The organism is Chryseobacterium sp. HMWF035, assembly GCF_003094695.1.
GTDB classification, from domain to species: domain Bacteria; phylum Bacteroidota; class Bacteroidia; order Flavobacteriales; family Weeksellaceae; genus Chryseobacterium; species Chryseobacterium gambrini.
In genome coordinates this window covers 1-8,864 of record NZ_QEHP01000002.1, presented here as the reverse complement: position 1 = coordinate 8,864, position 8,864 = coordinate 1, and the positions used below count along the sequence as shown (strand labels likewise).

The 8,864-nt window shown below is 37.2% G+C and carries 6 protein-coding genes; 4 read left to right on the top strand and 2 right to left on the bottom strand.

Going from position 1 to position 8,864, the window contains the following annotated elements; genetic code table 11:
* Positions 1 to 204 precede the first annotated feature (204 nt).
* Complete coding sequence (locus tag DD829_RS00390) at positions 205 to 3,423, top strand: fibronectin type III domain-containing protein (RefSeq protein ID WP_165814833.1); 3,219 nt, start codon at positions 205 to 207, stop codon at positions 3,421 to 3,423.
* A gap of 143 nt (positions 3,424 to 3,566) precedes the next feature.
* A complete protein-coding gene (locus tag DD829_RS00385) occupies positions 3,567 to 5,534 on the top strand; it encodes a T9SS type A sorting domain-containing protein (protein ID WP_108409640.1) in 1,968 nt (655 codons plus the stop codon).
* A 70-nt stretch (positions 5,535 to 5,604) separates the two neighbouring features.
* Here the strand turns inward: DD829_RS00385 and DD829_RS23415 are convergent, their stop codons facing one another.
* Both DD829_RS23415 and DD829_RS00380 read right to left on the bottom strand, forming a co-directional pair.
* Positions 5,605 to 5,763 (bottom strand): hypothetical protein, encoded by a 159-nt coding sequence (locus DD829_RS23415; protein WP_165796599.1) that lies wholly within the window; start codon positions 5,761 to 5,763, stop codon positions 5,605 to 5,607.
* Between the two features lie 43 nt (positions 5,764 to 5,806).
* Positions 5,807 to 6,634, bottom strand: coding sequence for an ion transporter (locus tag DD829_RS00380; protein ID WP_076392504.1), 828 nt, complete (start codon positions 6,632 to 6,634; stop codon positions 5,807 to 5,809).
* 63 nt (positions 6,635 to 6,697) lie between these two features.
* Here DD829_RS00380 and DD829_RS00375 point away from each other — a divergent pair, with 63 nt between their 5' ends.
* On the top strand, positions 6,698 to 7,795 hold the full coding sequence (locus DD829_RS00375; protein ID WP_108409641.1) for a Nif3-like dinuclear metal center hexameric protein: 1,098 nt from the start codon (positions 6,698 to 6,700) through the stop codon (positions 7,793 to 7,795).
* A 3-nt stretch (positions 7,796 to 7,798) separates the two neighbouring features.
* Entirely contained in the window at positions 7,799 to 8,575 is a 777-nt protein-coding gene (locus DD829_RS00370; RefSeq protein WP_076392508.1) for a zinc ribbon domain-containing protein, read from the top strand.
* Positions 8,576 to 8,864: the final 289 nt, after the last annotated feature.

The following is an 8,864-nucleotide window of genomic DNA, read 5'->3' as shown; positions in this document are numbered from 1 at the left end:
CTGATAAACAATGTATTGTATTTAATTTTTAAATTGTTATTTATTTAATTATTCAAATGATTGTTTAGTAATTAGTTTAATAATAGTTTGTTTTATTATTAAATATGAATTATTTATAAATTTTTAGTTAATTAAATTAAAATTTATTTTTACTTTTACATCACCTAATTTTATTTTTACTTAAACATGAAAAAACTTTTACTGATGTGTTTGATGTTCCTCTATGTAGGCATCACTGCGCAAACTACAGTAACGATAGGTGCAGGAGCCAGTACAGCAACAGCTGGTACAAATGGTGATCCTATCTATCGTTCCAGTGGTACGAGTTCATTTCACCACTCAAAATCTGTACAGCTGCTTACGGCTGCCGATTTGAGTGGTGCATCTGTTGTTCCCGGAGCAACAATTAATAGTATTGCCTATTATAAGAGTACGGCGTTTAATGTGTCGGGCAGTAATGCATGGACATTGAATGTCTATCTTAAAAATAGCTCTGCTACTGTTTTAGCCAGTGGTACTGCCTGGAGTACTATGGTTGGAGGGGCAACTTTATTTTATAGTGCTACGATAAATAGTACTACTAATTTTCCTGCAGCCGCAGGTTGGGTAACTTTCAATAATAATACATCAAACACTTTCAATTATTCAGGAGGTGCTATTGAAGTATATATTGACTGGGTTCCATCAGGTACTCCGGTAACTCCATTTACAGGAGGTGCCTTCCAATGGTTATATGATACTACAACTACTGCTCAGGCGATGGGAACCAGTGCTTCATCTGCAATTGCAGCTACAACTACTAGTTATACCACTCAAACAAGAAGGTATCAGACACAATTAACCTACACTGCAACAGCTTGCTCTGGTGCTCCTAATCCTGGAAATACATTAGCAACGGCAACAAGTACACCATGCTCTTCTCCATATTCTACAACATTAAGTTTGCAGAATTCTACAGCAGGATCAGGAGTTAGTTACCAATGGTATAACAATTCAGGAGCAATTGCAGGAGCAACAACATCTACATATACAACAACTGTAAGTGCTGCTAATTCCTTTTATTGTGCTGTTACATGTTCAGGTTCCGGAATAACGACCAATTCAACTCCTATTGCTGTATCTGCTCCTGCAGCAGCGATATCAACTTTCCCATGGACTGAAAATTTTGATAGCATGACAACAGTTGGAAACGGAATTACTCCAAGTTGTTGGGCAACAAGTGGAGGTTTAAGTTCTTCTTATCTGTTTACGAGTCAAACGGCATCTGGAAATACTTATAATGATCCTAGATCTGCTCCTAACTATATGACTATTTATTATCCTACTACGGCAGCATATTTATGGACACCTTCATTTAATCTAACCGCTGGTCAATCATACGATTTTTCATTCTATTGGGTTGGAGATGGATTGACGGGATGGCAGAATGAGGTATTGGTAAATAATGCTCAATCTTCTACAGGAGCAACTAGTCTTAACACATTCCTTACTTCAACACAAACAGCAACAGGTGGTTCAAATAGTACCAATTATACCAAAGTAACTGTAACATATGTACCAACTACTTCAGGCGTTTATACATTTGGTATCAAGGCATTTGTGACATCTACTGCACCATATTATATGGGGTTTGATGATTTTAAATTAGAATTAACTCCTGCATGTACTGAGCCAACAGTGCTTACTTCATCCGCAATTACAGCTTCAGGTGCTACCGTTTCATGGACAGCTCCAAATCCTGCTCCTGCAAACGGATATAACATTTATTACAGCACAACCAACACAGCGCCTACCGCTACTACTACTCCAACCGCTAGTGTTGCAGCTGGAGTTACAACTTACAATTTGTCTGGTCTTACGGCTAACACAACTTATTATGTCTGGGTTCGTTCTAATTGTGGTTCCGGTTCTACAAGTTCTTGGGCAGGTCCTGTAAGTTTCACAACGGCATGTACAGCTACAAACGTTCCTTATACTCAGGATTTTGAAAGTGTAACAACACCTGCATTACCTTCTTGTACTTCTTTAGAAAATGCGGGTACTGGTAATAACTGGACTACAAGTTCTCCTGGTGCTTATGGATTTACTACTAAAGCGCTTACTTATCTGTATAATTTTAGTAACGATGCAAATGCATGGTTCTATACTCAGGGGATCAACTTAACTGCGGGTGTTTCTTATAGAATTAAGTATACATATGGAAATAACAGTACAACTTATGCTGAAAAACTAAAGGTTGCGTATGGTACATCGGCAAATAATGCTAGTATGACAAACGCTTTGGCTGATCATCCAAATATTAATACCGCAACATCCGCAAGTAACTTCGTAGATTTTACTCCGACGGCTTCAGGTGTTTATTATTTTGGTTTCAATGCTTATTCGGCTGCTAACCAATATAACTTGTATGTAGATGATATTAGTATTGTGGTTACTCCTACATGTTCTGAACCTTCAGTTGTTACAGTGCCTTCAGCAACTTTAACTTACAATTCAGCAGTTGTCAATTGGACGGCACCAAATCCTGTACCTGCGAATGGTTATGATGTGTATTACAGTACAACCAATACAGCTCCAACCAGTTCTACAACTCCTACAGCTTCTGGTTTAACTGCTGCAACAACTACATTACCTAACTTAACACCTTCTACAACTTATTATTTCTGGGTAAGATCTAATTGTAGTGCTGCAGATCAGTCTATTTGGGTTCCTGTAACATTTACAACTTTAGCTGTACCTCCTGCAAATGATGACTGTTCTGGTGCAGTTGCTTTAACAGCTGGTGGTACTTTTGCACAGAATGCTTTAACAGCAACTAACGCTGGTGCTACAGAAACCTCTGATGCTACGGCTACGCATTCTTGCCAGACTACTGGTTACAGAGATGTGTGGTATTCTGTAGTAGTTCCTGCAAGTGGAAATATTACAATTGAAACTCAGTCTGTTTCTGGTTCTAATGTTACGGATACTGTTTTAGGAGTGTACAGTGGAAGCTGTGGAGCACTTACGCAAATTGGTTGTGATGATGACAGCTCAGCAGACGGTAACTTCTCTTTAGTATCTCTTACAGGATTAACTCCGGGATCTACATTGATGATTGGTGTTTGGAATTATTCTTCTTCAACAGTTGGTCAATTCAAGGTATCTGCTTATGATGCATCACTTGTATTAGCAACAAATGAAGTGAAAGATGCTAAAAACAATATTAAAGTTTATCCTAATCCATTCTCAGATGTATTGAATATTTCCGATGTAGCGAATGTTAAAAATGTATTGGTTACAGATATCGCGGGAAGATTGGTAAAAACTATTGCAAATCCTACTTCAGAACTTCATTTAGGAGAATTGAAACAAGGAATGTATTTAGTTACTCTGGAAATGAAAGATGGTTCTAAGCAAACGATAAAAACGATTAAGAAATAATTTTTAATACGTTTCATAAATGATAATAGCGACTAATCTTTAGTCGCTATTTTTTTTGTTAATTAAATTTAAATTTAAATTTAATATTAAAATTGAAATATTATTGTTAAATTAGTATCTAATCAACAAAATATAGATAGTTTATGACAAAATTTTTACTTTCATGCTTATTGTTTTTAAGTATGACTTTTTCCGCTCAGATTACTTTGGGTTCAGGAAGCACTGATGTTGGAGTAGCTCCAATCAGTACCTACTACGGTTATTCGTACGTGCAGCAGATTTTCACAAAGCAGGAAATTAACGCCAGCGCAGCAGGAAACATTACAGGACTGAAATTCTACATAGATCCTGCAATGTCCATTTCAAGCTCTTCACAATGGGTGGTGTATTTGGGACTTACCAATAAAACATCCTTCAGTACAGACTCAGACTGGATTCCAGCGGCTCAGTTAACGCAGGTTTTTTCAGGAACAGTGAGCAATAACAATGGAGTGATCGAAATTGTTTTTCCAACGCCTTTCGCTTATAACAATACATCCAATCTGGTTATTGCAGCAGAGGAAAACTCTGCGGGTTACGATAATAATGATTATGATGAGGCAATGTATGTGTATAGCGGAGCACAAAATTCTACTCTTTATTATAAAAATGATTACACAGATCCGGATCCGGCTTCACCGCCTGCAGGAAATCTTGTAAATTATAAATCCGTTGTTACCATTCAGGGACTGGCTCCTAATCCTGTTCCTGCGTGTCCGGTAGTTACCTATCCAGGAAATAATTCTACTTTTATCCCTTTAACTCCTACCATCACATGGAACAATACAGCAGGAGCAACAAGCTATAAAGTTTCGATCGGAACTTCTTCAGGAGGAACTAATGTGGCGAATCAGGTTTCTGTAGCAACCAATAGTTATACGCCTTCAGCTGCATTGGCTCCGAATACTACCCATTACGTTAAAATCGTGGCAGTAGGTTCGGGAGGAGAATCTTCAGGATGTACAGAGCAGATGTTTACTACCGCACCGCCGCCGCCGGCTAATGATGAATGTGTAACAGCAATTACATTGCCTGTAAACCCAGATCTGAACTGCGGAACAGTAACTGCAGGATATACAATAGGAGCAACAGATTCAGGAACTGCTCCAAGTCCATGCTATGGAGAAGCAGATGATGATGTTTGGTTTAAATTTGTAGCCACTGCGGCGACTCATAAAATTTCTCTTCTTAATATTGCCTCAGTAGGAAGTACGGCAGGAGACACGGATACTTATTTTCAGGTATTCAGCGGAGGTTGTGGAGCATTATCAAGCATTCTGTGTTCAGATCCGCCTTCAGGAGTTGTATCAGGTCTTACGGTAGGAGAAACATATCTGGTGAGAGTGTACAGTTATTATGGGGCAGGAAGTAACCAAAGCTTTAATATTTGCGTAGGAACTTTCCCTCCGCCACCGGCAAATGATGCTTGTTCTGGAGCATTATCTGCTACTGCTTTCCCTTATACTTACGCGCAAAACGACGGAGCGGGAGCTACCAATAACTCGGGAATTGTAAGCGTATGTTCTAATGAAATGAATGATGGTACCTGGTTTACTTTTGTAGGAGACGGAAGTACATTTAATATTAATGTCACGATGCCTGCAGGAAGTGATTTTGATCCTCAGATCGGTGTGTATAGTGGAAATTGTTCTGCATTGAACTGTGAAAATACAGTGGATAATGGAGGACAGGGTGGTGCTGAAACAGTTTCTATACCTACACTTTCAGGAAACACCTATTACGTAAATGTCGGTCATTACAGTGGATGGTCGGATGAGCCGGAAGGAGCATTTACCATTAATATTTCAAAAAACAGTTTAGGAACTTCCGAAGTGGCTGCCAATAAAAATACCTTGAAAGTATTCCCAAATCCTTTCAGCGATGTTGTTAATATTTCTGATGCCGCTCAGGTAAGATCGGTTTCTGTAACAGATGTTTCCGGAAGACTGATAAGAGTTATCGAAAATCCTAATTCAGAGATTCATTTGGGAGAACTGAAACAGGGAATGTATCTGCTGATGCTGGATATGAAAGACGGCTCTAAGCAGGTAGTAAAAACAATTAAAAAATAAAGTGAATTTTTTAACATCATAAAAGGCGGTCTGTAAAGATCGCCTTTGTTATTTTAAATGAAAAAAAACTTTATTTATTGGGAACAGGCTGGATTTCACCTGTGGTCATGCTATCAAAAATAGCAGGGAAAAACATGACAAGGATAAAGTAAATCACGATCATAAGCGCGATCATCGAGAAAAGGATAATAACTAAGCTGTTTGGTTTATTTTTCTTTTTAGGTTCCATGATTGTTGTGGTGTTTCGTTAATAGATTGAGTATGTATTATTACTAAGCTAATTTCTTGCCACACTGTTTGCAGTATCTTGCATCATCATCAATATCTTCATTTCCGCATCTGTCGCATACTTTTTCCAGATTCTGTCTTTTGTTTCTCATTTCGGCAGTTACAATTCCCGTAGGAACAGCGATGATAGAATAACCGGCAAGCATTAAAACTACGGCAAAAAATTTTCCCATCGGAGTAATCGGGGAAACGTCGCCATAACCAACCGTTGTAACAGTAACAACCGCCCAGTAAATCGCCTGCGGAATAGTTTCAAAACCCTGTCTTCCGCCTTCCACCATAAACATGAGTGAGCCGACAATCACGGAGAAAATAATTAAAAATAAAAGGAAAATATAAATTTTTCTTGAGCTGTTTTTTAATGCCCTCACAATTACAGAACCGTCATTCATGAAGTCCATTAAATTGAAAACCCTGAAAACTCTAAGCATTCTCAGCATTCTGAAAATCAGGAAATATTTGGTGACAGGAAAAATAAAGCTCAGATAAAAAGGAATTAATGCCAGAAAATCGATAATTCCGAAAAAACTGAAAATATAATTTCGTTTATTTTTTATAACGGCAATCCTCGAAAAATATTCCGCAGAAAAGAATATGGAAATAATCCATTCCATAATAATGAACGTGTAATGAAATCTTTTATCCAGCTTCGGAACACTTTCCATCATAATAATAGCAGTGCTGATGAGAATCAACGACAGCAGAATAATGTCAAAAAGCTTTCCGAGCTTTGTGTCGGAGCGGTATATGATGCGGTAAAGGTGTCTTTTCCATAGAGCATCTTCGGGAATAAGATTGTGCTCTTTTTCCATTTTTAGATGTTTTTTTAAAATTAACAAATTATCCCTATTTTCGTACCAAACATAGATCATAAAATGACAATAAGTAAGGTAATTGCTAAAATTGAAGAAAGAATTCCGCTTCAGCAGGCAGAAGATTTTGATAATATAGGTTTATTATGCGGTGTTCCCGACAGAAATGTCTCCGGAATTCTGGTATGCCATGATGCATTGGAAAACGTTGTAGAGGAAGCCATTGAAAAGAACTGTAACTTGATTGTATGTTTTCATCCCATTATTTTTTCAGGATTGAAATCTTTAACGGGTAAAAACTATGTGGAAAGAGCTGTTTTAAAAGCTATTGAAAATAAAATTGCCATTTACGCCATTCATACCGCTTTCGATAATGATTTTTTTGGAGTAAACCGCGGAATTTGCGATCAGTTGGGATTAAAAAACATAAAAATTCTTCAGCCTAAAAAAAATAACCTCAAACAGCTTACGGTTTTCGTTCCGAAAGATTATTCTGAAAAAGTAAAGGAAGCTTTATTTTCGGCAGGTGCAGGAAATATTGGGTTTTATGACGAATGTAGTTTCAAAATCAACGGGAATGGAACGTTCCGGCCGATTGAAGGTTCAAATCCGTTTTCGGGACAGCAAAATATCCGTGAAAATGCAGACGAAGACATGATTTCTGTGATTTTTGAGGATTATAAGCAGGGACAGATCGTTAATGCAATGAAAACGGCACACCCGTATGAAGAAGTTGCCCACCAGATTTACAGCCTTGAAAACACCAACCATTATTCAGGATTGGGAATGTATGGCGATCTTGATGAGCCGATGGATGAAAAAGATTTTCTGAAATTTGCAAAGGATAAATTCAGTTTGGAGATGATCCGTCATTCGGATTTCAATAATAAAAAAATTAAAAGAGTAGGAGTTCTGGGCGGTTCGGGCGCAAGCGGAATCCGTTCTGCAATTTCCAAAAAATGTGATGCTTATCTTACGGGAGACGTAAAATATCACGATTTTTTCCTTGCCGATTCGAAAATGATGATTTGTGATATCGGGCATTTTGAATCAGAACAATTTGTAACTCAACAATTATTTGAAATATTGTCACAAAAATTTAGTACATTTGCAATCTCAAAATCTATTGAGAAAACAAACCCGGTAAATTATTTCATTTAAAATATGGCAAAAACCAACGATATTTCAGTTGAAGAGAAGTTAAGAGCTTTATACGATTTGCAGATCATTGATTCTAGATTGGACGAAATCCGAAATACAAGAGGAGAATTGCCAATCGAAGTAGAGGATCTTGAGATTGAAATCGAAGGTCTTGAAAAAAGAGCTGAAAAATTTCATGCAGAAATCAAAGATCAGGACGACCAGATCAAAACAAAGCATGAAGTAATAAACCATGCAAAAACTTTAATTGAAAAATACAAATCTCAGCAGGATAATGTAAGAAACAATAAAGAGTTTGAAGCATTAGGTAAGGAGATTGAATATCAGGAGCTTGAAATCCAGCTTGCAGAGAAAAGAATTAAAGAATTCGGTGCTAAAATAGGTCACAAAAACGAAACGTTAAGCGAATTGAACTCAAAAATTGATGAGCTTAAAAATCACCTGAAATTCAAAAAAGAAGAATTGGAAGGTCTTATCTCTGAAACTCAGAAAGAAGAAGAATATCTTATCGAGAAATCAAAAGAATTTTCTGAAAAAATTGATGAGAGATTATTGGCTTCATACAACAGAATCAGAACAAACTCTCCAAACGGTCTTGCTGTTGTAGGATTGGAAAGAGGTGCTCCAAAAGGGTCATTCTTCACCATTCCGCCGCAAAAGCAGATGGAAATTGCTCAGAGAAAGAAAATCATCATCGATGAGCATTCAGGAAAAATCCTTGTTGACGACGAGTTGGTAATGGAAGAAAACGAAAGAATGAAATCTGTAATTAAGTTTTAATTACTTACGATTTTAAAGATATAAAGCTGTTTCAAATTTGGAACAGCTTTTTTTTGGCTTTAAACACTAATTGCGCAAATGTTTCGCAGATAGCACAATTTAATATTGAAGTTTTTTAAAGTGAAAGAGCTTTGCTCCTTTAGGAGCGGAATCTGTGTAGAAATAAGAGCAAGTCTATCAATCAATCCGCAGGGTTGATATCTATAATAAGATAAATGTTCTAAAGATAGCGTTCCTACGGAACGCCGAACGTCCTTCTAATATGATGTCTACACAGATAAAACTCTAT

Coding starts and splice junctions, on each gene's coding strand:
- DD829_RS00385 (WP_108409640.1), top strand. CDS start 3,567: ATGACAAAATTTTTACTTTCATGCTTATTGTTTTTAAGTATGACTTTT.
- DD829_RS23415 (WP_165796599.1), bottom strand. CDS start 5,763: ATGGAACCTAAAAAGAAAAATAAACCAAACAGCTTAGTTATTATCCTT.
- DD829_RS00370 (WP_076392508.1), top strand. CDS start 7,799: ATGGCAAAAACCAACGATATTTCAGTTGAAGAGAAGTTAAGAGCTTTA.
- DD829_RS00390 (WP_165814833.1), top strand. CDS start 205: ATGTGTTTGATGTTCCTCTATGTAGGCATCACTGCGCAAACTACAGTA.
- DD829_RS00375 (WP_108409641.1), top strand. CDS start 6,698: ATGACAATAAGTAAGGTAATTGCTAAAATTGAAGAAAGAATTCCGCTT.
- DD829_RS00380 (WP_076392504.1), bottom strand. CDS start 6,634: ATGGAAAAAGAGCACAATCTTATTCCCGAAGATGCTCTATGGAAAAGA.